Annotated in this window: 24 protein-coding genes and 2 pseudogenes; 13 read left to right on the top strand and 13 right to left on the bottom strand. The window is 65.9% G+C overall.

Features of this window, described 5'->3' with window-relative positions; genetic code table 11:
* Position 1 precedes the first annotated feature (1 nt).
* The gene (meaB, locus tag ACQPYK_RS09470; protein ID WP_433258744.1) at positions 2-925 is read right to left on the bottom strand and encodes a methylmalonyl Co-A mutase-associated GTPase MeaB; all 924 of its coding nucleotides are present in this window, start codon (positions 923-925) and stop codon (positions 2-4) included.
* A gap of 107 nt (positions 926-1,032) precedes the next feature.
* Positions 1,033-2,220, bottom strand: coding sequence for an acetyl-CoA C-acetyltransferase (locus ACQPYK_RS09465; RefSeq protein ID WP_433253221.1), 1,188 nt, complete (start codon positions 2,218-2,220; stop codon positions 1,033-1,035).
* An 83-nt stretch (positions 2,221-2,303) separates the two neighbouring features.
* Between ACQPYK_RS09465 and mce the strand changes: the two genes are divergently transcribed.
* The 3 genes from mce (at position 2,304) to ACQPYK_RS09450 (ending at position 5,559) form a co-directional block, all read left to right on the top strand.
* Complete coding sequence (gene mce / locus ACQPYK_RS09460) at positions 2,304-2,726, top strand: methylmalonyl-CoA epimerase (RefSeq protein WP_433258742.1); 423 nt, start codon at positions 2,304-2,306, stop codon at positions 2,724-2,726.
* 197 nt (positions 2,727-2,923) lie between these two features.
* Positions 2,924-4,210 (top strand): DivIVA domain-containing protein, encoded by a 1,287-nt coding sequence (locus ACQPYK_RS09455; protein ID WP_433253219.1) that lies wholly within the window; start codon positions 2,924-2,926, stop codon positions 4,208-4,210.
* Between the two features lie 140 nt (positions 4,211-4,350).
* The gene (locus tag ACQPYK_RS09450) at positions 4,351-5,559 is read left to right on the top strand and encodes an AI-2E family transporter (RefSeq protein WP_433253217.1); all 1,209 of its coding nucleotides are present in this window, start codon (positions 4,351-4,353) and stop codon (positions 5,557-5,559) included.
* Here the strand turns inward: ACQPYK_RS09450 and ACQPYK_RS09445 are convergent.
* The 4 genes from ACQPYK_RS09445 to ACQPYK_RS09430 form a co-directional block, all read right to left on the bottom strand.
* Positions 5,519-6,310 carry an alpha/beta fold hydrolase gene (locus ACQPYK_RS09445; protein ID WP_433253215.1) on the bottom strand — a complete coding sequence of 264 codons (792 nt, stop codon included), beginning with the start codon at positions 6,308-6,310 and terminating at the stop codon, positions 5,519-5,521. The two genes, ACQPYK_RS09450 and ACQPYK_RS09445, sit on opposite strands and share 41 nt — an antisense overlap.
* 205 nt (positions 6,311-6,515) lie before the next feature.
* Positions 6,516-7,223 carry an alpha/beta hydrolase gene (locus ACQPYK_RS09440; RefSeq protein ID WP_433253213.1) on the bottom strand — a complete coding sequence of 236 codons (708 nt, stop codon included), beginning with the start codon at positions 7,221-7,223 and terminating at the stop codon, positions 6,516-6,518.
* Positions 7,224-7,398: 175 nt separating this feature from the next.
* Positions 7,399-7,710: an ATP/GTP-binding protein gene (locus ACQPYK_RS09435; RefSeq protein ID WP_433253211.1), complete on the bottom strand. Its 312-nt coding sequence runs from the start codon at positions 7,708-7,710 to the stop codon at positions 7,399-7,401.
* A 20-nt stretch (positions 7,711-7,730) separates the two neighbouring features.
* A complete protein-coding gene (locus tag ACQPYK_RS09430; RefSeq protein WP_433253209.1) occupies positions 7,731-9,200 on the bottom strand; it encodes a 3-hydroxyacyl-CoA dehydrogenase family protein in 1,470 nt (489 codons plus the stop codon).
* 87 nt (positions 9,201-9,287) lie between these two features.
* Between ACQPYK_RS09430 and ACQPYK_RS09425 the strand changes: the two are divergent.
* The 8 genes and pseudogenes from ACQPYK_RS09425 to ACQPYK_RS09390 all read left to right on the top strand — a co-directional run.
* Positions 9,288-9,392, top strand: a pseudogene (locus tag ACQPYK_RS09425) (endonuclease NucS); the annotation flags it as partial.
* Positions 9,393-9,455: 63 nt separating this feature from the next.
* Positions 9,456-11,126, top strand: a complete 1,671-nt coding sequence (locus tag ACQPYK_RS09420) for a recombinase family protein (protein WP_433253207.1) — start codon at positions 9,456-9,458, stop codon at positions 11,124-11,126.
* A 219-nt stretch (positions 11,127-11,345) separates the two neighbouring features.
* Positions 11,346-12,557, top strand: a complete 1,212-nt coding sequence (locus ACQPYK_RS09415; protein WP_433253205.1) for an AAA family ATPase — start codon at positions 11,346-11,348, stop codon at positions 12,555-12,557.
* Between the two features lie 1,190 nt (positions 12,558-13,747).
* Entirely contained in the window at positions 13,748-14,017 is a 270-nt protein-coding gene (locus tag ACQPYK_RS09410; protein ID WP_433253203.1) for a hypothetical protein, read from the top strand.
* A 223-nt stretch (positions 14,018-14,240) separates the two neighbouring features.
* Complete coding sequence (locus tag ACQPYK_RS09405) at positions 14,241-14,723, top strand: hypothetical protein (protein WP_433253201.1); 483 nt, start codon at positions 14,241-14,243, stop codon at positions 14,721-14,723.
* Between the two features lie 19 nt (positions 14,724-14,742).
* Positions 14,743-15,117: a hypothetical protein gene (locus ACQPYK_RS09400; RefSeq protein ID WP_433253199.1), complete on the top strand. Its 375-nt coding sequence runs from the start codon at positions 14,743-14,745 to the stop codon at positions 15,115-15,117.
* Positions 15,118-15,143: 26 nt separating this feature from the next.
* Entirely contained in the window at positions 15,144-15,815 is a 672-nt protein-coding gene (locus ACQPYK_RS09395; protein ID WP_433253197.1) for a hypothetical protein, read from the top strand.
* Positions 15,816-16,073: 258 nt separating this feature from the next.
* Positions 16,074-16,301, top strand: coding sequence for a BRO-N domain-containing protein (locus ACQPYK_RS09390; protein WP_433258741.1), 228 nt, complete (start codon positions 16,074-16,076; stop codon positions 16,299-16,301).
* Between the two features lie 320 nt (positions 16,302-16,621).
* On the opposite strand, the gene ACQPYK_RS09385 is transcribed toward ACQPYK_RS09390, so the two are convergent.
* From ACQPYK_RS09385 to ACQPYK_RS09355, 7 genes and pseudogenes are all read right to left on the bottom strand, one after another.
* Positions 16,622-17,254 (bottom strand): hypothetical protein, encoded by a 633-nt coding sequence (locus ACQPYK_RS09385; protein WP_433253195.1) that lies wholly within the window; start codon positions 17,252-17,254, stop codon positions 16,622-16,624.
* Positions 17,251-17,430 carry a hypothetical protein gene (locus tag ACQPYK_RS09380; RefSeq protein WP_433253193.1) on the bottom strand — a complete coding sequence of 60 codons (180 nt, stop codon included), beginning with the start codon at positions 17,428-17,430 and terminating at the stop codon, positions 17,251-17,253. Before ACQPYK_RS09380 ends, ACQPYK_RS09385 begins: the two co-directional genes overlap by 4 nt.
* Positions 17,427-17,819 carry a hypothetical protein gene (locus ACQPYK_RS09375; RefSeq protein WP_433253191.1) on the bottom strand — a complete coding sequence of 131 codons (393 nt, stop codon included), beginning with the start codon at positions 17,817-17,819 and terminating at the stop codon, positions 17,427-17,429. The genes ACQPYK_RS09380 and ACQPYK_RS09375 overlap by 4 nt, the downstream gene beginning before the upstream one ends.
* A 62-nt stretch (positions 17,820-17,881) precedes the next feature.
* On the bottom strand, positions 17,882-18,415 hold the full coding sequence (locus ACQPYK_RS09370) for a DUF5753 domain-containing protein (RefSeq protein WP_433258740.1): 534 nt from the start codon (positions 18,413-18,415) through the stop codon (positions 17,882-17,884).
* A 108-nt stretch (positions 18,416-18,523) separates the two neighbouring features.
* Positions 18,524-18,730: pseudogene (locus ACQPYK_RS09365) on the bottom strand (helix-turn-helix domain-containing protein); the annotation flags it as partial.
* Between the two features lie 14 nt (positions 18,731-18,744).
* Positions 18,745-19,260: a DUF6879 family protein gene (locus ACQPYK_RS09360; RefSeq protein WP_433253189.1), complete on the bottom strand. Its 516-nt coding sequence runs from the start codon at positions 19,258-19,260 to the stop codon at positions 18,745-18,747.
* Complete coding sequence (locus tag ACQPYK_RS09355; protein WP_433253187.1) at positions 19,232-19,477, bottom strand: hypothetical protein; 246 nt, start codon at positions 19,475-19,477, stop codon at positions 19,232-19,234. The genes ACQPYK_RS09360 and ACQPYK_RS09355 overlap by 29 nt, the downstream gene beginning before the upstream one ends.
* A gap of 275 nt (positions 19,478-19,752) precedes the next feature.
* Here ACQPYK_RS09355 and nucS point away from each other — a divergent pair, with 275 nt between their 5' ends.
* Positions 19,753-20,412 (top strand): endonuclease NucS, encoded by a 660-nt coding sequence (nucS, locus tag ACQPYK_RS09350; protein ID WP_433253185.1) that lies wholly within the window; start codon positions 19,753-19,755, stop codon positions 20,410-20,412.
* Between the two features lie 398 nt (positions 20,413-20,810).
* The gene (locus ACQPYK_RS09345; protein WP_433253183.1) at positions 20,811-21,653 is read left to right on the top strand and encodes an ABC transporter ATP-binding protein; all 843 of its coding nucleotides are present in this window, start codon (positions 20,811-20,813) and stop codon (positions 21,651-21,653) included.
* Positions 21,654-21,770: the final 117 nt, after the last annotated feature.

Here is a 21,770-nt window from a genome sequence, read left to right as displayed (position 1 = left end):
GTCAGCCGATGGCCGCCACCAGCTCGTCGGCGGCCCGGTAAGGGTCGAGGCCGGCGTCCAGGACGCGGGTGGCGAGGGCGTCCAGCCGCTGGTCGCCGTGGAGGTGGGCGAACCGGGAGCGGAGGGCGTCCAGGGCGATGGCCTCGATCTCGTCACGCGCCCTGACATGGCGCCGGCGATCCAGCTCGCCCGACTTCTCCAGGTAGGCGAGATGCGTGTCGAGGGCGTCGACCACGTCCTCGGCGCCCTCACCCCGGTAGGCCACCGTCGACACGATCGGCGGTTTCCAGGGCCGCTCGACCAGGGCGATCATGTTGCGGAGCTCGCGGACGGCCGCCTGGGCGCCGTCACGGTCGGCCTTGTTCACCACGAACACGTCCGCGATCTCCAGGATGCCCGCCTTGGCCGCCTGCACGCCGTCGCCCATCCCCGGTGCCAGCAGCACGACGGTGGTGTCGGCCAGCGAGGCGATCTCCACCTCCGCCTGGCCGACCCCGACGGTCTCGACGAGGATGACCTCGCATCCGGCGGCCTCCAGGACGCGCAACGCCTGGGGGGTGGCCCAGGACAGGCCGCCCAGGTGGCCGCGGCTGGCCATCGACCGGATGAACACCTCCGGGTCGGTGGCGTGGTCCTGCATGCGCACCCGGTCGCCGAGCAGCGCCCCGCCGGTGAAGGGCGAGGACGGGTCCACCGCGAGCACGCCGACCCGCCTGCCCCGCTTGCGGAAGGCCTGGACCAGCATTCCGGTGGAGGTGGACTTGCCCACTCCGGGAGAGCCGGTGAGCCCGATGACCCGGGCCCGGTGCGGCCGCTCCGCGCAGAGCTCCGCCGTGATCTCCCGCAGGAGGGGCGAGCCGTTCTCCACCATGGAGATCAACCTGGCCACGGCGCGGGGCTGCCCGCCTCGCGCCCGCGCCACCAGGTCGGAGACGTCCGCGGCGGCGGGCCGCCCGTCCCGGGCGGCCGTGTCGGAGCCGTGTACGGCCGAAGCCCGCCCGGTCCGGGCGGTCACGTCGGAGCTCCCCACGGTCAGGCCGAGGGGACGCGGATGATCAGGGCGTCGCCCTGGCCGCCGCCGCCGCACAGACCCGCGGCGCCGAGCCCGCCGCCCCGCCGCTTGAGCTCGTGGGCGAGGGCGAGGACGATGCGGGCGCCGGAGGCGCCGATCGGATGGCCGACGGCGATGCCGCCGCCGTTGACGTTGACCTTCTCGAGCGGGACGCCGAGCTCCTTGGCCGACTGGAGGACGACCTGGGCGAAGGCCTCGTTGATCTCCAGCAGGTCGAGCTCCTCGACCGAGAGGCCCTGCTTGCCGAGAGCGTGCTTGATCGCGTTGGCGGGCTGGGACTGGAGCGAGTTGTCGGGTCCGGCCACGTTGCCGTGCGCGCCGATCTCCGCCAGCCACTCAAGGCCCAGCTCCTCGGCCTTGGCCTTGGACATCACGACCACCGCGCAGGCGCCGTCGGAGATCTGCGAGGCCGAACCGGCGGTGATGGTGCCGTCCTTGCTGAAGGCCGGCCGCAGCCTGCCCAGCGTCTCGACCGTGGTGTCGGCGCGCACGCCCTCGTCGGCGTTGAAGATCACCGGGTCGCCCTTGCGCTGCGGGATCGCCACGGGGACGATCTCGTCGTCGAGCACGCCGTTCTTGATCGCGGCGGCGGCGCGCTCGTGGGAGCGGGCGGAGAAGGCGTCCTGCTCCTCGCGGGTCAGGCCGAGGCGCGCGTTGTGCCGCTCGGTGGACTCGCCCATGGACACCTGGTCGTAGGCGTCGGTCAAGCCGTCGAAGGCCATCGAGTCCACGACTCCGGCGTCGCCGTATTTGACTCCCCTGCGCAGGCCGGGCAGCAGGTGCGGGGCGTTCGACATGGACTCCATGCCGCCCGCGACCACGATGTCGAACTCGCCCGCCCTGATGAGCTGGTCGGCCAGGGCGATGGCGTCCAGCCCGGACAGGCAGACCTTGTTGATCGTCAGGGACGGCACGGTCATCGGGATCCCGGCCTTGACGGCCGCCTGGCGGGAGGGGATCTGGCCCGCTCCGGCCTGGAGCACCTGGCCCATGATCACGTACTGCACGGCTTCGGGGGCGACGCCGGAGCGCTCCAGCGCGGCCTTGATGGCGATGCCGCCGAGCTCGACGGCCGACAGACCGGACAGCGAGCCGAGCAGCCGTCCGATGGGGGTGCGAGCTCCGGCGACGATGACGGAACCAGACATGAAGGGGCCTCCCTGGCGGGACTTGGGGCGACTTTGCCACCATACCCATGAGTACCGGAATGACCGCCATGGAGGCCGGCCCTATGTTCACGCGCATCGACCATGTGGGAATCGCCTGCCACAACCTCGAGGAGAAGATCGCGCTCTTCGAGCAGACCTTCGAGCTCACGGTGGTGGCACGCGAGATCAACGAGGAGCAGGGCGTCAAGGAGGCGATGCTGCACATCGCCGACGGCGACGGCGGCGGCTCCTACATCCAGCTCCTCGAACCGCTCGGGCCCGACACGCCGGTCGGTAAGTTCCTCGCCAAGCGCGGAGAAGGGGTGCACCATGTCGCGTTCGGCGTATCGGACGTGACCGAGGCCCTGAGGGAAATCGGCGGCAAGGGCGTCAGGCTTCTCGACGAGAAGCCCAGACACGGCTCGATGGGCTCGTCTATCGCTTTCTTGCATCCCAAGGATGTGGGGGGAATGCTGACGGAGATCGTTCAGGCCAAAGAACGCTGATGGGGCCTCGTGTCAAATGCAAGAAAGGTTCATACGTAACAAGTCGCGCAGAAAGTCGGAGGGGACCTCCAACACGGCAACACCAGAGTACGCTGGCCTATCACCGGACGTGGATCCCGCCACGGCTCCCGCCTCGGATGTCCGAAATCCCCCGTCCGGCCCGTGTAGCCGTCTCGACAACCCAGGATCGAGCCTCCATGCAGTCCGACATCGACGCCCAGCTCAACAATTTCTTCGAAGACGCCCCCGCTCGGGAATTCGACGTGGTGCTCCGTGGCTATGACCGGCACCAGGTCCACGACCATCTGAAGCAGGTCGACAACGAGCTGCGCCAGTCCCGGGAGCAGGTCCAGTCCCTCCAGCGAGATCTGTCCGACTCCCAGCGTCAGCTGCAGGAGCAGGAGCGTCCGACCTACTCCGGCCTCGGCGCGCGGATCGAGCAGCTGCTTCGCCTCGCGGAGGAGCAGGCCACCGAGCTGGTCCAGGCCGCCAGGTCCGAGGCGAACGAGATCAAGGCCGCGTCCAAGGTCGAGGCCGCCGATCTGCGCGCCGCCGCGGAGAACGAGGCGGCCGAGAAGCGCGCCCTCGCCACCCGCGAGGTCGACGAGATGCGCACCACCGCTGAGCGCGACGCCGAGGAGATCCGCTCCACCGCTCGCCGTGAGGCCGACGAGCTGACCGCCACCACCGAGCGCGAAGTCGCCAAGCTGCGGGCCACCGCCGACCACGAGGTGGCCGAGAAGCGCGCGGACGCCGAGCGCGAGATCGCCAAGCTGCGCACCACCACCGAGCGGGAGGTCGCCCAGCTGCGCGCCTCCACCAAGCGCGAGCGCGACGAGGTCCTCACCACCGCCAAGCGTCAGGCCGACGAGATGCGCGCCCAGGCCCAGCGGGTCCTGGAGGAGTCCGAGGCCAAGCGCGCCCAGGACGAGGCCGAGTTCGAGATCCAGCTCGCCGCCCGCCGCGAGGAGGCCGAGCGCCAGGAGGCCGAGCGCCACGCCACCGCGCAGGCCAACACGCAGAAGCTGGTCTCCGAGGCCGAGCAGCGCGCGGCCACCGCCGAGCAGCGCGCCACCAAGGCCACCCAGCAGGCGGAGCAGACCCGCCGCGAGGCCGACACCCACGCCAAGCAGCTGCTCGCCAACGCGCGCAAGAACGCCGACCAGCTCGTCGCCGATGCGAAGGCGAGCGCCGAGTCGATCGTCTCCGACGCCAAGACCGAGTCCGAGCGGAGCCGCTCCGTCGCCCAGCGCCAGGTCGACGAGCTGACCCGCCAGCGCGACAGCATCACCAGCCACCTCGCGCAGCTGCGCCAGCTGCTCGGCGGCGCGCCGCTTCCGGCCGCCGAGCCGGAGCCGGCGATCGCCCCGGCCCCGGTCAAGCCGGCCATCCCCGCCGCCAACGGCAGCGAGAAGCCCGCCCCGGCCTCGGCCCCGGCCAAGGCCGAGACCAAGGACGACGACGCGGAGTGGTGGCAGGAGTAGGCGCCGCCGAAACGGGGCGTTGACGACGGCTACGGGAGAGCCTGGCGGCCTTGCCGGTCGCTAGGCTCTCCTTTGTCTTTCCGCCGTCCCGTGTCTTTCCGCCGTCCCGCGCGGCCGCGCCCGCACAGCTAGGAGCAACCGTGCCCGAAGCGTCCCAGACAGCCGACGTCCCCACGACGCCTGCCCCGGGACCCCGCCTCTCCTCCGGCATCCCCTCCTCCGAGGCCGTGGACGCTCCTGGCGCTTCCCGCGGCCCCTCGAGAGAGGTCGCCTCCCCTGAGGCGCCAGAGGAGCACGCGACGCCGTACGGCCGGCCGGGCAAGCCGCTGGCCAAGAACCCCTTCCTCCTCGGTCTGACCGCCGGGTTGGGCCTGCTCACTTCCCTGGCCCTGGCCCTGGCCCTGGTCACCTCCTACAGCGTGATCGTGCTGGTCGTGGTGGCGATGTTCCTCGCCCTGGGGCTGAATCCGGCCGTCGAGGCGTTGCAGCGGCGCAGGCTGGCCCGCCGCGGGGCGATCTCGATCGTCTTCGGCGGGGTGATCCTGTTCTTCGTGCTCTTCGGCATGGCGATCGTCCCACCGGTCACCCAGGAGACGGCCTCGTTCGTCGGCGCGGTTCCCGGCTACATCCAGGAGCTGCTCGCCAACCCCACCCTGAAGGAACTGGACAGCGACTACCAGATCCTGACCAGGATCGGCGACTACATCACCAGCGGCGGCCTCGCCCAGACCGTGGCGGGAGGCCTGGTCGGCGCCGGAGCGGTGGTGTTCAACGCGTTCTTCTCCGGGGTCACGCTGCTCGTCCTGACCCTGTACTTCCTGGGATCGCTGCCTTCGATCAAGGACTACCTCTTCAAGCTCGTGCCGAGCAGCCGCAGGCAGCGGACCCGGGCGCTCGGCGACGAGATCATCAGCGGCATCGGCGGCTACGTGGCCGGAAACCTCCTCATCTCGGTGATCGCCGGTGTGGTCTCCTGGGTGTTCCTCACCGTCCTGGGCGTCGAGTACGCGCTGGCGCTCGCCCTTGTGGTCGCGGTCACCGACCTGATCCCCCTGGTCGGCGCGACGATCGGCGCGGTGCTGGTGAGCGGAGTGGCGCTGCTGCAGTCGGGGACGCTCGGCATCGCCTGCGCGGTCTTCTTCCTGGTCTACCAGCAGGTCGAGAACTATCTGGTCTATCCGCGCGTGATGAAGCGATCGGTGGACGTGGCTCCGGCGGTCACCGTGATCGCCGCGCTGTTCGGCGGCGCGCTGCTCGGCATCGTCGGAGCGCTACTGGCCATCCCGGTGGCGGCGGCGATCGCGCTGATCATCCGCGAGGTGGTGATTCCCCGGCAAGCTCGGCTATGAAGCCGATCACCGCGCGGTTGAACGCCTCGGGCTGCTCGATCGCACTCAGGTGCCCCGCCTTCTCGATCACGACCAGCCGTCCGTCCGGCACCGTTTCGACCATCGTCTCGGCGTCGGCGGGCGGTGTGAGCTTGTCTTCCTCCCCCACGATCACCAGGGCGGGCACCTTGAGCCCGCGCAGGGTGTCGAAGGAGTCGGGGCGGGCCGCCATGGCGCGCTGGGCCCAGGCCACGGCCTTCGGCGGCGCCGACTGGACCAGCCCTCGGACCCGGCCGAACACCATCGCCCTGCGCTGCGCAGTGGTCACCCCGATCAGCGCCGGAAGCACCTCCTCCAGCAGGATCGAGGTGCCCTCGTCGAGCACGGCTGCGGCGATGCGCTCGCGGTTCGCCCTGGCCGCCCCGGAGTCGGCGGCCGCCTTGGTGTCGGCGAGGATCACCCCCAGCACCCGATCGGGATGGCGCCTGCAAAGGGCCATCGTCACGTAGCCGCCCATGGACAGCCCGCCGACGACGGCCCGGTCGACACCCTCGTGGTCGAGCAGGCGCACGACGTCGTCGGCCATCACATCGAGGGAGGGGTCGTCCTCTCCCAGCGCCGAGCCGCCGAAGCCGCGCAGATCAGGGGTGATGGCCTTGCAGACGGTACCCAGTGCCTCGCGCTGGGCCAGCCACATGGCCGATGACAGGGGGAACGCGTGCAGCAGGACGACCGGAAGCCCTTCGCCCGCTGATCGTGTATACAGTTGCACGCCCTCCACCGTAACCGCGGGCACCCGGTCTGACACCCTTCAAGGGGTTCGGCCGTACCAGTCGGCACCGAATGGGGGCTTCTTTCTCGACGTCTCCGTTCACGACCTGACGCCATGCCGCCGGACATGACGTGCCCAGACCCGTGAAGCGGAATGAGAAAGGTTCGCCGACGGCCTGGCGATCCGGCCCGGCCCGGCGGAATGCTCAGCCGAAGTCGAGCGGCAGCGGGTATCCGGACGGGTTCACCCGCCGGACGATCTCGTTGAGGACGATCCGCACGTACGGCTCGCCGACCCACAGGTGTTTGGCCCCCTCCACCCCGACGACCTCGGCCTGAGGCACCCGGGCGAAGCGTGCTCGGGCCTCCTCCGGCCGGAGGTAGTCGTCGAACTCCGGGACCAACGCGGTCAGCGGCCGGCCGAACGCCGCCCACGCGTCGAGGTCAGCGTCGGTGGCCCGGTGCAGTGGCGGGGACAGCAGGACGGCGCCCTCGACGAGCGGGTCGTGGCCCCACTTGAGCACCAGCTCGGTGCCGAAGGACCAGCCGACCAGCCAGGCTCGGGGAAGGTCGTGGAACTCGGCGTACTCCAGCGCGGCGGCCACGTCGAAGCGTTCCTGCTGTCCCTCGCCGAAGGCCCCCTGGGAGGTGCCCCGATCGGAGGTGGTGCCGCGCGTGTTGAAACGCAACACGGCCAGATCCGCCAGCGCGGGCAGCCGGTTGGCGGCCTTCTTGTAGACGTGGCTGTCCATCATGCCGCCGTGCGTGGGCAACGGGTGCAGGCAGATCAGCGTGGCCACCGGGGGCCGGTCCGCCGGAAGGGCCAGCTCGCCGACGAGCGTCAGGCCGTCGCCGGTGTGCAGCTCGATCGGCTCCCTGCGCGCGGGCAGGACCGTAGAGGCCCGGATCTCCATCTGTCTTCTTCCCCACTTCGTCTCTTGGCCAGGCGCCGGCGGACCGGCTGTCCGGGGCGGGCGCCGTGCGATCGTCGTCATCGGTCGGTGGGCCGGAGCCCGGGAGACCCGGAGACCCGGAGACCCGGAGACCCGGAGACCGGAGCCCGGGAGGCGGACGCCCGCACCGTCGTCCTCAGTATCTGGTCCGGCCGGGTCCTCGCTTGACCCGGTTGCGCCAGCACGCCGTGTGCCAGTGCCTGCGCTCGTCCTCCCCACCCGCCCAGGCGGGCCAGCTCACCAGGTGCGGCAGGCCCGTCCTGATCTCCTGGTCACAGCCGGGACACCGGTAGACCTTGTCCGCTCCGGCCCCGCTGACCCGGCGCACGTGCCAGTCGCCGTCGGGCCATTCCTCCACCTGGTCGACACCGGGAACGAACTGGCCCACGGGGCGGGAGGACGCTCCCCGGCCGGTCGTCCCCCGGCCGCCCCGGGCGAAGGGTTCCATCCGGCGTGCTTTGCGGGGGCTCATGGCAGGTCGCGGATGCTTCGCACCCCGGCCGTGACGAGCTGGTCGAGCAGCGGGGCCGGGGCGAGGGAGGGCTCGCGGTATTCGGCGTAGAGCGCGCGCAGGCCGTCGCGGACGGTCTCCAGCCCGAGCTTGTCGAGCATCTCGAACGGCCCCGCCGGATAGCCGCAGCCCAGCTTCATGGCCGCGTCGATCTCGTCGATGCCCGCGTAGCCGGAGTCGTACATCCGCACGGCGTCGTTCAGATACGGGTAGACGAGCGCGTCCACCACGAACTCGGCCCGGTCCTTGCACGGCACCGGGGTCAGGCCGGCGATCCGCACCAGGCCCTCCACCGCAGCCGCGGCATCGGGCGAGGTGAGCACCGTGGAGGCGACCTCGGCGACGCCGTCCCCGATCAGGTGCAGACCGACCAGCCGCTCGGGGTGCGGCAGCCCGGCGGCCAGTTCGACCACGGGGTTGCGGGACAGCGCGACGACCACGTCGGCGTCCTCGACGGGCGCGGAGGCGAACCCGGCCGCGGAGAGTCTGGAGACGAGCTCCTGCGCGCCCTCCCCCAGCACCGCCACCGATCTCGCCGACGGCTTGCTCCCCGGTGGCGGCCCTGCGGGCTCCTCGCCCCGGTAGAAGCCGCCGCCGGACTTGCGGCCGAGCAGTCCGGCGGTGACCAGCTCGCGCAGAATCGGCGCGGGAGCGTGGCGGCGGTCGCGGCTCTCCTGGAACAGCACGCACAGCACCTCGTAGGAGGTGTCCAGGCCGATCAGGTCGAGCAGGGCGAAGGGACCCATCGGCAGCCCGACGCCGGCTCTCATCGCGGTGTCGATGGCGTCACGGGTGGCCAGGCCACCTTCCAACAGGACGGCGGCGTGGTTGAGGTAGGTCAGCAGCAGCCGGTTGACCACGAAGCCTGCGCGGTCGCCCACGGTCACGGGGGTCTTGCCGAGCCGTCGTGCCAGGGCCGCCACCTCCTCCGCCAGACCGTTCTCGGTGGTCACCGTGCGGATCACCTCGACCAGCTTCATGATCGGCGCGGGATTGAAGAAGTGCATGCCGACGACCTGGCCGGGCCGGGTGGTGGTGGCCGCGATCTCGGTGACCGACAGTGACGAGGTGTTGGTCGCGAGCACGGCGGACGGCTTGCAGATCCGGTCCAGGTCGGTGAAGAGGGCGCGCTTGAAATCCATGACCTCGGGGATGGCCTCGATCACCAGGTCGGCTTCGGCGAGGTCCTCCAGGGAGGTGGTGAAGGTCACCCTGTCGAGGATCTCCGCGCGTTCGGCCTCGCTCAGCCTGCCTTTGGCCAGCGCCTTGGCCGTGGAGCCCGCGAGGTGGTCGCGCCCCCGCTCCAGCGCCGCGGCGTCGGCCTCCACACCGATCACCCCGAGACCCGCGCGGGCGAACACCTCGGCGATCCCCGCGCCCATCGTGCCGAGCCCGACCACTCCGACCATCTCAAAGCTGCGCGTCATGCCGCCCAGTCTCCCAGAGGTGCCCGTCCCGCCCCAAAACCGGCTTGGGCCCTCGGCACCGGGATCTCCCGGGTAAGGTTGGCGCCCATGCGGTTGGTCATCGCGCGCTGCAGCGTGGATTACGTGGGAAAGCTCACGGCCCATCTTCCGATGGCGCCCCGGCTCATACTGATCAAGGCGGACAGCTCAGTTTTGTAGATCTCCAAACTCCAGTTACCTTGGTGGCCTCTACTTCGCCCCCGAGGAGACAGCCGTATGCGCGTGCTAGCGGTCAAGAGGATCAGCCGAGACTCTGAGCAGTCGTCAGCGCTCGAACGTCAGGAAGTCCAGCTTGCGGAAGCGATCCGCAAGGGCCGTCACACGGTCGCGGGATGGGTCGAAGACGCGACGGTGTCCGGTGCCGTGAACCTTCACCAGCGACCGTCACTGGGGCGCTGGCTCGCTGAACCCCTCGTACACGAGTGGGACGCCCTGATGGTCACAAGCCAGGACCGCATCTCTCGTGATGACCTTCACTGGCATCAGTTCGTAGGTTGGGTTCTGGCAAACGATAAGACGGTCATCATCCTGGATGACCCGTCGTTCAACCTCGCCGACCCGAACGGGCGGATGATCGCTGGCATCAAGGCGTCTCAAGCGGCGAACTACCGGAACGCGGTCCGGGAGAAGAGAATGAACCAGACAGCGCACTACCGAGAAGAGAACCTGTGGCCCGGCGGCACTTGGCCTTTCGGATACCGGGCCGTCCGCGTCCAGCACAACGGCGCGACCCGATGGCGTCTGGCCATCGACCCTGTTACCGGCCCTCTCGTACGCGAAGCGTATGAACGGCTCGTCAACCAGAACCATTCAATGGGCACCATCGTGAAGGACTGGAACGCTCGGGGCGTGTTGACCACGCTCGACTATCAGCGCCACGTCAACGCCACAGAAGGCCGCGACCTGGTCAAGAGCAAGGTGAAGGGGAGCCGCTGGGCTACCACCTCCCTAAGAGTCGTTCTGACCAAGCCTTCCCTTATGGGTTATGCCATGCACAAAGGTGAGGTTCGCCGGAAGGATGGGCTTCCCGTCGTTTGGGCCGACCCCATCTTGTCGCGAGAAGAGTTCGACCAGCTACAGGAGGTCATCGAAGGCCGTACGCGCGGTAAAGGTCTAGCTCGGGCAACTACGCCACTCGTGGGAGTCGTGTTCTGCAAGTGCGGACAACCGCTGTACTCCAACTCGTCGACAAAGAAGCTGACTGACGGCACCCCCCGCCACTACAGCTACTATGTGTGCCGAACCTGGAGCTTGGGCACTCGATGCGAATGGGTTAAGTCGTGGCCTAAAGACTTCGTACAGGACTACATTGACGACGCCTTCATGAACATTGCCGGAGACCTAGAGGTCACCGTTAGGGCGTTCGTTCCCGGCGTCGATAGGTCCAAAGAGATCGCGGGCCTTCAAGAAGCTCTCGAAAACCTGAACGGCAACCTCGCGTATCTCAAGCCCGGTAGCACCGGGGCCATCAATGCTATTCGAGCCATCGAAGAGCACGAGCGGGCCATAGCGGAATTGGAAGCTATTCCCGTTGTTCCATCCCGCTACGACGAAACAGGGACCGGCGAGACATACCGCGAACTCTGGAACCGCACCCCCGAATGGGAGTCTCGCGCCGAGTTGCTTCGCGTAGCGGGATTCCGATTCTACTTCGCTGGCGCGACCAATGCCCCTGAGATTCACATCTTCACTCCAGAGCACCTAGCCAAACGCATTAATGACGCACATACGGGAAGCGCGGAACCCAGCTTTGTCGAAGGGGTCGATATGTGGACAGGGAACGCTATGGCAGATCGACGCACCACGGAAGCAGAGATGCGAACCAAGTCCCATGACCGCTTGGCTCAGGCCATGGAACATAGCCAGGAGAGCGAGCAACCCACGTAGAACCCTTAGCAAGACGTAGGAAGCGAGAGCAGGGCACACAGGCCCCCGCCGTCACGGCGGGGGCCTGTCGTCATCTACGGGCAACCTAACGTCTCGCTAACAGGTTACGCAGCAACGGCATACAAATACTCCGTCGCATCTCTCGAAAGCGTGTACACGCTCTCTCTTAAAAGCGTGTACACGTGTTACGCCCATCCAATTTGCCCACCTTCTTGTCACATGGTTGTATGTGGCCAGGCCCCCACTGCGGGCGACATCAATATGTTGAGCACCAGGACTTGTTCCTCGCGTGCCCGCCGCAGCAGGGGCCTTTTGCATGCCCTGATTGCGTTCAAAGCTCCACAGCGACGCCTCAGGAAGACAAGCCGTCTACGGCTACCACAGCCAATTAGAGGTCATACGAAGGGCGGTCAGGTATCGAGGGCCTGGCCGCCATTGACGACAGGAAACGAAAGATTGAGTGACAACGCTTTTCCACTAGTACCTAAAAGGGAGGCGGCTGCCCGCCGCCGTGCCCACGGTCAGAGCAAGTTCCTCATCCCCGGACTGATTTCCCGCGCAGGGACAATCCTCTACGGACAACCAAAAGCCGGTAAGACAGTTCTCACGTCTCAGCTTGTGTACTCGCTCGCTACCGGCGCTCCATTCCTTGACGTGACACCGGAAAGCGGGCCGCTACGGGTAGGCGTAGCATTGACAGACGGCGGAGCACTAGAAGAGTTCGACGATCTTTACCAGGTATTCGATCCCACCTTTAGCAACCTATGGGAGATTCCGGATATCCGAGATGAAGGCAACCGGCAGGCAGTGATCAGCAACACCGACGTGTTGGTCATCGACAATCTCGACGGCCTCTTGCCCGATGATGCGGACATGAACAACCGGAACGGTGTCCGGCCTACCATGGGCATGCTTACCCAAATGATTCGTCAGGGAATTCCTGTGATCCTTGTGCATCACGCGAACAAGCCTGGAATGAGCGGGGCCGGTAAGGCGATGAACGGTTCAACGTTCATCACATCATGGCCGAGAATGATTCTCCGGCTGGAGAAGAACAGACAAGGCGCGGGTACGCACAAGTTGACGGTAAGCGGCAACCACGTTGCCGAGCAGGCTTGCCGTCTCCACCTGGATGACTCCGAAGGGTTGCGATTCAGGATCGCTAACCCGTGGGACTCTCCCGACCAGGAGAAAGCCGAACGGAGACAGAAACGCGACGGGGCGACGATGGACATCAATCTTAAGCACGCCCGGTTCGTGGTCGAGCATTGTCAGGGAATGACGCAGCGGAAAGCCGCTATGGAGCTTGCCGCCAAGTTCGGCGGTAGCCACGAGACGTACCGGTCACGGCTCAAGGGTGCGATACCTGTCGAGCAGGCCGGGGCCGGGGCCTGGGTGCTGACTGAGGCAGCTCAGAACATGGCCGCTTAGCCGGGTGGGTGGGCGGGTGAGTGGGTTCCCCTAAGGGGTTCGTACCTCACCCCACCCCACGACTAGCTCTTGCCTTTAAAGCGCCCATCGGGCAAGAGCAGTAAGGGGTTCTAGCTTAAGAACGATTAGCAGCCCCTAAGGCTGCCTCTAGATAGAAGCGTTCTTAGCTATTGCGGCCCTGCCGGGCCGCGCTAGTTCGGCCACCGGGCCGAGCAAAGGGTGTCCACAGTAGCGACCCCCTTCAAAGGGTCGCCGCAGCCAATAAACCTAGCTTATTTATTGCGGCCTTACCGGCCGCCCACCAGTCCGGCCATCGGGCCGAACGAGTGAAGCTAGCTAACTAGCGCAGCCCTTCAAAGGGGCTGCTAGCAACGGGGTTTGAGTAAGGAAGCTAGCACTGGCGACCCTCAAAGGTCGTCAGTGAGTTAAGACCAGCTTGGCTAGCTTCGGAATCCTCCGGGGATTCCGGCTTACATAGTCACTTGATTCCGCCGATCCTTCGGGGATCGTCGGTAGCGAATTAGTGGGCCTGGTGGCCCTTACTTAACTTCCGGTGGACTAGGGCATGCCGTCTTATGTGGCTGCCCCTGTTTGTTGGCCAGCTCGTTAGCTATGCGGGCTTGCGCCCACTTTGATTCCGTTGGCTACCTCGCTGCCCGAGGGGCAGCAGTAAGGAACAGCTTGTGGACTCCGTTGGAGAACAGGGCCTTACCGAAGGCCCTGAGAACGACGTAGACGCATGCTCGCGGTGCCGGGGGCCACTTCCCTACCCCCGGCCCGCTAAAGGCCGTAGGCGCTTCTGTGACACGTGCCGACAGGCACGACGCAGAGAGACCGCACGGGAAGCGATGCGGGCCAGGCGAGCCCGGCCGCACGGGTACCACTCGCTCTACGGCCCATGCGATGGGTGCCTAAAGGTCCAGGACCTTCGGCACCACCAAGGGCATATAAACGCATGCTCGCCACAATGCCTACGGGCCGGGGTTGCTGGCGGCCCTGATTGGGACGACGACCTAGACGAGTGGTAAATGCTCTTACCAGCATCTTGTTAGCGTGACGCGACTGGATATATGCCCGAAGCGATTCGGGCTCTCTACGGGTTGACGATTCAAGCCCCTCACGGATTCGGACCGTGGGGGGCTTTGTCATGTCCAACCTCGATATATAGGAACGAGAGAGAGGGTACGACGATGAATCTCGTATACGACGCGCTGACAATCACAGAGCTTGTCCAGATGCGCACCGAAGCCGATAACAGCGCCCAGGAGTGGCGCGCGGTAGCCACTACGGCAGAGAGCGGAAACGCCTACGCCTTTGCATGGTGGGCGGCTCTCCGAGAGATCTCGCACAAGACGAGAGTGGCCATGCACAACCGGGCAAGGCTTGACAGCCTGCCCTGCGACTGCGGCCTGTGCGGCAAGCGGAAGCGGGTGACACTCGATGCCCCCGGCCCTGAATGAAATCAGACGACGATACGACAGGCCCCGCCTGTCCATGCGCGCCAGTCTCGTAAGAACAGCTCTAAGGCTGTGGAAGGGCCTCCCTACCCACCAAGACGCGTCTATCGGCCCGTGGCTTGCCGACGTAGTGCCGCTAGTACGCCGGGGACAGCAGGAGGAGGCGGCCTTTACCGTCGATCTCCTACGCGAGGTGTCGATACTACGAACGGGCCGCCCGGCCCCCGTGATTGATCTGTCCCGCATCCGAGGCCGCGTCAACGACGTCCCACTAGAGGACGTATACACGCGCCCATTCCACCGCCTATGGACGGACCTAAGCAAAGGCAAGCGGTATAACGACGCCGTCCAGGCGGAAGCCAGCCGACTAGCAAAGTCGATCGAGACCGACCTACAACTAGCGTCGCGCAGCGCCGCACAGGCGGCGATGGAAGCCGATGAGCGAATCGTCGGCTACAAACGCGTTCTCTCCGACAAGCCGAACCACTGCCCTCTATGCGTGGTCGCCGCAACGAACACATACAGCCGTGGCGACCTAATGCCGATCCACCCGGCTTGCGGGTGTTCCGTCGATCCTGTTTACGAAGGTTCGAACGGTAGCCACTTTCTGGACGATGAAGTATCCAACGCTTACAAGCGCGCTCTTGAAGCGGGAAGTATCGCCGTGTCCGATCACGGCGAGTATGGGCCTTACCTACAGGCCGCCTAACCACGAATGAGGTAACACAATGAATGAGCATGACGAGATTTTCACCGGTCAGCTAGACCGGGAAGACCTCAGAGGTATGACACACGACCAGATTAACGCGGCCCGCGAGGCTGGCAAGCTTGAAACGATGATTAGTAACCCTCGCTGGGTTCGGCCCGGAAAACTTGAACAGCGCATGGCCGTAGCTGAAGCGGAAGCTCAGCGGGACGTGCTAGAGAAGGCGCGGCTTGCTCTCAGGCTGCAAGCCGATCCGGAAACTGTGATCCGCGAGATTATAGACGGTACCAGTGAAGCAAAGCAGCTCACTCGTGACGACCTGGCAAACATGACGCATGAGCAGATCAACGCGGCTCGCGAAGCGGGCCACCTGAACACCATTCTCGGAATCAGATAATCCGTACAGCCCGTAGGAGTGTAGTGATGAAGTATCGTCAGGCGATTGAGTACACCAACATCCCGCTCCCTCCGGAAAGGTATCTTCCGGCAGGAGTACGCAAAGCCGATAAGAAGCTTCGGGACCTAATGGCTACCCGAACAATGCTAAGGGCCGATAAGGACCTGATCGAGCAGCAAATTATTGACGCCACAGAAGCCGACCGCTTGGCCGATATCGAGGCAGTAGCGAAGGGGAAGGATCTCCCTGCTTCTCAGGTGCCCGAGTTGGAAGCTAAGCGGGACGAGCTAGAGCGACGTATTGCCGCGATGTTCGATCTCATCGCCGAAGCTAAACATGCCCTAGCTGACGTGCTTGCCGAGAGCTTCGATGCTATCCATGCGTTGGCCGCATCGGACGTAGACATCAAGTCAGCCGCCTACATTGATAGCCACAAAATCGTTCTCAAGGCACGAGGGGGGTACAGCGAAGCGCTTGGAGTCATGAAGTGGTCTGAAGATCACGGACCGTTCTATACGGAGCGTTTCAGAGATAGGGACTATGAGAGGGTTGCCTTCCCCACTAACTTCGAGTGGGCAGAAGGAACTGACGTCCACCAGGCATTCAACGCACTCCGCGACGAAGCTTTGTCTCATAAGCCCGATGAACAGTTGGGCTACTGGAAGGGTAAGACCGATTACAGCTATCTAGAAATGTAGGCCCCCATAAAGCAGGCTAGGCCCCCGTAATCACGGGGGCCTATTTCTGTTTGCGCACCAAGGAAACCAGGAACCCGTAAGAGGGTGGGGGTACCCCCATGTTCTCCCGAAAGGAGAACCGTGCGAGGGGTGTCCATCGCAGTACCTACGGGACTGGGACTTTCTAACTACACACGGTAAAGGCGGTCTGACGTGCGTAGATGCGAGGTTTGTCCGGTCGAATTTCTGTCCTTTTAGGGGCAGTTCGACGACGCAGCCATACGGGTTGTCCTGCGGGATGGTGAGCCTTGGTGGGTGGCCAAGGACATCTGCGACGTCTTGGGCATCCAGAACGTCAGCAACGCCATGCTGAAGCTCGACGAAGACGAGAAACAGCAGGTCAGGGCAAACATCGGCCAGACCGATGTTATGCGTGGCAGGGCTCCGTGGTTCGTCAGCGAGTCTGGGCTCTACTCCCTGATCCTTCGCAGGTCAACGCCGCCCTGAACAATATTCAGGGCGGGAACACGCTGGTCAACATCATCAACGAGCCGGGCCTACCCTTACGTAGGGTGACAAACCGCGGAACGGGCGCAACGCCCTGACCTGCGGCCTCAAAGGCCGGCGGGCACGGCCTGTAACGATAAAGGCCCCGACAGGGGCACGGACACATCGCCTTCCCCGGTGCCGTCGCGCCCCCTGTCGGGGAGTCTCAAGGGCAGTCAGCCGCCAGGCGGTGAGCTACCTGGATGACGATGAGAAAGGCCAGGTCAGCGCGAGTGCCATTAGTAATGACGCTCGCCCTGTCGGGGAGCCTCAAGGGGCGGTCAGCCGCGATTGGCTGGATTCGGTGCCCGTTGTATGTCATGCAGGCTGACGATCAACTGTGTGGCCAGTGCCCGATGGAGTAGGTGGAACTCGTCCAGGCCGATGGCGATCTGATGGCGGGTCTCCACTACCCGGCCGTCGTCGTCCTCGCCGTACAGGTCGGCCAGCACTCCAATTGGAGAGTAGTCGCCGACCGTGTAGACGGCTGGCGCTCCTCTGCGTAGGTACGGGCAGGTAGTCAGGGCCTCGACAAGGTGCGCCTTGCAAGTGGGCGGGTTAACAGTGGGCCAGGTGGCCGCGTCGCCGGGCAGAGCGGAGGGCATGACCCACCAGATACGCCCGGTGCCGGGGTCTGTCGCCGACTGGCCACACACCCGGCACAGCCGTTTCAGCATGCACCGGCGTTGACGCAGCGTGTGAACCATGGGCCACAGGATCTTCCCGTCCCGCGCGGTGCCACACCGAACCCACAGCGCCCCGAACATCCAATCCTGCGGAAGCGCGTCGCGGTAGGTCAGCCGGGGCTCTCCCGCCGCCCATTCGAAGGCGAGCGGCAGATCAAGAGTCTCTTCGGCGTACGGCGTGACGTAGGGCTTGTGGAGGGCGGTCCGTGTCATCGCGGAGCGGGTCATCTCGCCTTCCAGTTCGGCGCGATCAACCACGCCACCCGCGCGACCAGACATCCCATCTCAAGCTCATGGAACGTCTCGGCGGTCACGTCAGCGTCGGCCGTCTCAGGGGTGCCGGTGAACCGGGCTTCCCAAGTGCCGTCGCGTTCGATCACGTCGAACTCCGGGATCTCCCTCATGCGGCTTCCTTCGGCATCGCCGCGAGGATCAGGTCCACCACCGCGCCCGGTACGTCCGGGCTCACCGACTGGCACTCAACCCCGATCGTGGGGAGCGAGACCATGTAGCGGCCGGTGCGCTCCCCTACGGTTACCGTCGCCACTTCCCAACCGCCGGGACTGTGGGCGACAAGCTCGAAGCGATCGGACCGGGGGAACGGGTCGGGGCGGTCACCGTAGAGGCGGAGTCCCACCCGGTGGCCGATTGACGTACGTACCCCTTGCGCGTTCACCAGCTCCGCGAGGCGACGCAACGTCTCGGGGGGTGACTCCTGCCCGGCGGGATCCGAGGTGTCGTCGTTCTCACGTTCTTCTGTACGGGGCTCTGCTGCTGTCTGCCCGGTTGTCATGTTGAAGACGGTAGAAACGGCGGACAACGCCTCTCAACGAATGTGTACGAACTTGCACGCCCTCATCTGAGAGCGTCGATTGCTGCTGTGATCAAACTTCGGGCCTGCCCGCCGTACACGGCGCTCTCCGCAAGCTCAGAGAAGCCCCTGCCATACATGGCTACCTCTGCGGGCTCCGTGACGGCTACTGCCGCCGTCAGCAGCTCTACGTGTACTCGCGTGTCATCGAAGATGTTGAAGCCCTCTAGCGTCCACATGCGGCGCAACGCGGTAAAAGGGATCACTCCTAGGGAGACGGAAGGCAGCGACATGACGGCCAACAGGTGTCCGAGCTGCCCGGCCATCACTTCGGCATCGCCGACGCGGTAGCGCAACACGGACTCTTCGACCAGGACCGCGAAACGGTGATCACCTTCGTATAGCACCCGCGAGCGGGCAACTCGCGCCGTTACGGCGTCCTCTACATCGTTCGGTGTCTCGTGAAAGACGCTGATCGCTGACAGCAGCGCGCCCGCGTACCCCGGAGTCTGGAGAAGCCCCGGCACCACCTGAGAGCAGTAGATCCGGAAATGCCGAGTCGCCTCATACAGAGGCATCCTCGACTCTTGCAACTGGCGTAGCCCTGAGCGTTGGAGTCGACGCCACTCGACATACATGGAGTCAGCCGCTCGGGATGCGGCGATCAGATCCGCCGTCTGATCCTCAGCCCCACAGATCCGGCACCAGTCCCGAATGTCCGCGTCAGAGGGCGGCGTCCGGGCGTGTTCGAGGCGGGAGCATTTGGACTCATGCCAGCCTGCCGCCGTTGCCAGCGCCCGCGCAGTCAAGCCTGAGTCCAGGCGGATGTCACGCAGGCGCTGGGCAACCCGTTGACGGGCTTGCTGAACGCTGGAAGAGGGAGAGGTACCCACGTGCAGGAAGAAGGCTAGGCGGGCCGGTACGCCTCGTGTGGAATCCCTCGTTCCCACACTGCTTCGAACGCCGAAGCACAGAGCTTGATCACGGCCGGATCTTCAGACACTTCATCACCCAGGTAATGCCCATCTCCGGAGAAGTGACCGAAGCGAACCAAACGGTCATCGAATAGCCAGAAGTCATTACCGGGCAACGCGATGTCCGATGCCTGCCGCCGGGGCAGCCACTTCACCAGCTCACCGATTCCGGTGTTCAGAGGCTCCGTGAGTTCGTACTCATACCGGATGAACTCGGTGATCGGTTCGGACACGATGCGTGCCCGGCGGATACTTACGCCTCGGGCGATCGTCTCGCGGGCGAGCTTGACCCATTCGGGCCACCGCTCTACCGCGTCTATCTGCCGTCCGGCTTTCCAGTCGAGATATACGGGGTCATCCGGGGTGTATGCGTCCCGCATCTCCAGATGGATCGCCGTGTGATGGCACTCGCCGATCAGGTCAACGAACGTCGCTTGCGGCTTCGGCACCACACGCCTCCATGAGCATCGACGCCATGCGTCGGGGAATCCGGACGACCTTCTCATGATCCGGTATGGGGCTACGCGCGGCGACTTGCGCCAGGGCGGCGGAGTCGGTCACTTCCCATCCTTGAATCACGATGCTGCCGTCTGTGTCGTCCACCCAGACCGAAGGGCAGTTATCGCCGTTGGTGTCGGGGTCGATTCCGATAAACCGTAGCGCCACGGTGGCCTCCCGTGTTGGGGGTGTGCACGGATTTGCGTATTCGCGAGCCTGACCGGTGGAAGCAGGGCAGTCAAGGGAAGCGAGTAGATCAGCATGAACCGTGTACACGCCTGTCTGCGTCCTGTTTCTAGGCAGCAATGGCCCTACGTGTCCCATGAGCTGACGAGCGAGAGCGGCATGCCGTGCCACGTCGGTGGTAGAGCCAGGCTTCCCTGCGGTCAGCTTGTCTCTCGGGCCAGCCCTGCGAACTTCTTCGGGGGACTAGCCTTGCCTTCATGCGTCTCGTCATCGCTCGCTGCACGGTGGACTACATAGGCCGTCTATCTGCCCATCTACCACTGGCAACTCGTTTGGTGATCTTGAAAGCCGACAGCTCGGTGTCCATCCACGCCGACGATCGGGCCTTCAAGCCGCTGAACTGGATGAACCCGCCGTGCAAGCTCCGTGAGGAGGAGGGCACCTGGACGGTGACCCACGGCAAGACCGGCGAGAAGCTCGTGCTCACCATGGAGGAGATCATCCACGATTCCAGCCATGAGCTGGGCGTGGACCCCGGTCTGATCAAGGACGGCGTCGAGGCCCACCTGCAGGAGCTGCTGGCCGAGCACATCACCACGCTGGGCGCGGGCTGGACGCTGGTCCGCCGCGAATACATGACGGCGATCGGCCCGGTGGACATCCTCTGCCGCGACCACACGGGAGCGACCGTGGCCGTGGAGCTCAAGCGCCGCGCGGGCATCGACGCCGTGGAGCAGCTGACCCGTTACCTGGAGCTGATGAACCGCGATCCCCTGCTCGCCCCCGTCTCCGGCATCCTGGCCGCGCAGGCCATCGCCCCGCAGGCCAAGACGCTGGCCGAGGACCGCGGCATCCGCTGTGTGACCCTGGACTACGACGAGCTGCGTGGCATCGAGCGCAACGACACCCTGTTCTGAGCGGGCGTTCCGCGTTCCGACTCCTGAGCCCGGGTTCCGACTTCTGAGCCCGGGTTCCGACTTCTGAGCCCGCGTTCTGAATCCGCCCGGGTTCCCGCCGTCGTTTACGGCGAACCCACCGGCCCCCCGCGCCGCAGGGGGCCGGGGTCCGTGGGAAGCACGCTCCACCGGTGCGCGCTGTGCCCGCCGTAACGCCCCTCACCTGCCCGCGTCCCACCGGCACCCGGCCGGGTCCGCGCCACGCCCTCCGGACGACCCTGGCGACCTCCGCCGGTATCCCGGGCCGCCTCCGGTGATGCGAGCACCTCCATCGGACGCGAGCGTGTCCTCCGAACGGAGGACACCCGTTCCACCGATCGTCGGTGCCGCGGCAGCCGCGCCCGGACCACGATTGGGGCATGACGACAGCGGTGACGGTGCGGGGCCTGGCCAAGCGCTACGGCGACGTGCAGGCGGTCGGGGGCATCGACCTCGACATCCACGTGGGCGAGGTGTTCGCGATCCTCGGGCCGAACGGGGCGGGAAAGTCCACCACGGTGGAGATCATGGAGGGGTACCGGACCCGGGATGCCGGTGAGGTCAGCGTTCTCGGCGTCGATCCGGGCAGGCCGACCCGGGAGTGGCGCTCCCGGATCGGTGTGGTGCTGCAGACGGCCAACGACGTGGCCGAGGCGACCGTGCGGGAGACCGTACGGCACTTCGCGGGCTACTACCCCGCGCCCAAGGATCCGGACGAGGTCATCGAACAGGTCGGCCTGACGGACAAGGCGGGCAGCCGGATCCGTCAGCTCTCCGGCGGCCAGCGGCGCCGTCTGGACGTGGCGCTGGGCGTGATAGGCGATCCGGAACTGCTCTTCCTCGACGAGCCGACCACCGGTTTCGACCCCGAGGCCCGCCGGCAGTTCTGGGGCCTGATCGAGGGGTTGGCCCGTCAGGGGACCACGATCGTGCTGACCACCCACTATCTGGATGAGGCCGAGGCGCTGGCCGACCGGGTGGCCGTGGTGTCGGCGGGGCGCGTCGTGGCCGAGGGCGAGCCCGCCACCCTGGGTGGCCGTGCCACCGCGATGGCCAGGGTGAGCTGGTCCGAGGAGGGCGAGCATCACTCGCTGGAGACCGACACTCCGACCAGGACCGTGCTTGAGCTGACCCACCGCTTCGACGGCGAGGTGCCCGAGCTGACCGTGACCCGCCCTTCCCTGGAGGACGTCTACCTCCAGCTCGTCGGGACCCTCTCGTGAACGCGGCCCGTCGGAGCCACCTCATGAACTCCGCTCATCGGGACCCTCTCGTGAACGCGGCTCATCGGAGCCACCTCATGAACTCCGCTCATCGGGACCCTCTGGTGGCACGGCCCG

It is taken from the genome of Streptosporangium sp. CA-135522 (genome assembly GCF_050949235.1).
Lineage (GTDB): Bacteria > Actinomycetota > Actinomycetes > Streptosporangiales > Streptosporangiaceae > Streptosporangium.
This window is presented reverse-complemented; position numbering and strand designations above follow the sequence as displayed.

What these genes read in the sequence shown, in the direction of transcription:
- ACQPYK_RS09420 (WP_433253207.1), top strand. Translation starts at nt 9,456, where the DNA reads ATGCGCGTGCTAGCGGTCAAGAGGATCAGCCGAGACTCTGAGCAGTCG.
- ACQPYK_RS09440 (WP_433253213.1), bottom strand. Translation starts at nt 7,223, where the DNA reads ATGGAGATCCGGGCCTCTACGGTCCTGCCCGCGCGCAGGGAGCCGATC.
- ACQPYK_RS09370 (WP_433258740.1), bottom strand. Translation starts at nt 18,415, where the DNA reads ATGCCTCTGTATGAGGCGACTCGGCATTTCCGGATCTACTGCTCTCAG.
- ACQPYK_RS09345 (WP_433253183.1), top strand. Translation starts at nt 20,811, where the DNA reads ATGACGACAGCGGTGACGGTGCGGGGCCTGGCCAAGCGCTACGGCGAC.
- nucS (WP_433253185.1), top strand. Translation starts at nt 19,753, where the DNA reads ATGCGTCTCGTCATCGCTCGCTGCACGGTGGACTACATAGGCCGTCTA.
- mce (WP_433258742.1), top strand. Translation starts at nt 2,304, where the DNA reads ATGTTCACGCGCATCGACCATGTGGGAATCGCCTGCCACAACCTCGAG.
- ACQPYK_RS09435 (WP_433253211.1), bottom strand. Translation starts at nt 7,710, where the DNA reads ATGGAACCCTTCGCCCGGGGCGGCCGGGGGACGACCGGCCGGGGAGCG.
- ACQPYK_RS09385 (WP_433253195.1), bottom strand. Translation starts at nt 17,254, where the DNA reads ATGACCCGCTCCGCGATGACACGGACCGCCCTCCACAAGCCCTACGTC.
- ACQPYK_RS09380 (WP_433253193.1), bottom strand. Translation starts at nt 17,430, where the DNA reads ATGAGGGAGATCCCGGAGTTCGACGTGATCGAACGCGACGGCACTTGG.
- ACQPYK_RS09415 (WP_433253205.1), top strand. Translation starts at nt 11,346, where the DNA reads ATGGTTGTATGTGGCCAGGCCCCCACTGCGGGCGACATCAATATGTTG.
- ACQPYK_RS09410 (WP_433253203.1), top strand. Translation starts at nt 13,748, where the DNA reads ATGAATCTCGTATACGACGCGCTGACAATCACAGAGCTTGTCCAGATG.
- ACQPYK_RS09395 (WP_433253197.1), top strand. Translation starts at nt 15,144, where the DNA reads ATGAAGTATCGTCAGGCGATTGAGTACACCAACATCCCGCTCCCTCCG.
- ACQPYK_RS09455 (WP_433253219.1), top strand. Translation starts at nt 2,924, where the DNA reads ATGCAGTCCGACATCGACGCCCAGCTCAACAATTTCTTCGAAGACGCC.
- ACQPYK_RS09375 (WP_433253191.1), bottom strand. Translation starts at nt 17,819, where the DNA reads ATGACAACCGGGCAGACAGCAGCAGAGCCCCGTACAGAAGAACGTGAG.
- ACQPYK_RS09430 (WP_433253209.1), bottom strand. Translation starts at nt 9,200, where the DNA reads ATGACGCGCAGCTTTGAGATGGTCGGAGTGGTCGGGCTCGGCACGATG.
- ACQPYK_RS09465 (WP_433253221.1), bottom strand. Translation starts at nt 2,220, where the DNA reads ATGTCTGGTTCCGTCATCGTCGCCGGAGCTCGCACCCCCATCGGACGG.
- ACQPYK_RS09400 (WP_433253199.1), top strand. Translation starts at nt 14,743, where the DNA reads ATGAATGAGCATGACGAGATTTTCACCGGTCAGCTAGACCGGGAAGAC.